1 protein-coding gene is annotated in these 291 nt (G+C 47.1%); it reads right to left on the bottom strand.

All coding sequences use genetic code 11. The features are described from left to right. On the bottom strand, nt 1-291 hold a 291-nt coding region (locus PZH32_RS13615), incomplete at both ends, for a linear amide C-N hydrolase (RefSeq protein WP_275208792.1).

Here is a 291-nt window from a genome sequence, read left to right as displayed (position 1 = left end):
ATGTAATTATTCAACTGAAACATCTGCTGTTCAAAAGATGGATTGTTCGTCAGCACACCCACCGGATTTTCATGCACTTTCAGCCCGTCCTTCATCGATTCTACCGTGATGGCTTCTTTCTCATCTGCGATGATCCAGTGAAGCTGTGCTGCCGGAAGCTGTTCACTGAACGGTGTCCCGACCAGATTCATCCGGCTTAACAGTTCTCTGACTTCTCTGACCGAAGCACACTGGCTCAGTATCCATGGAATCAATTCATACTGGCAGACATTTTCTTTTCCGTCTTCTGCC

Source organism: Adlercreutzia equolifaciens, assembly GCF_029076695.1.
Lineage (GTDB): Bacteria > Actinomycetota > Coriobacteriia > Coriobacteriales > Eggerthellaceae > Adlercreutzia > Adlercreutzia equolifaciens_A.
This window is presented reverse-complemented; position numbering and strand designations above follow the sequence as displayed.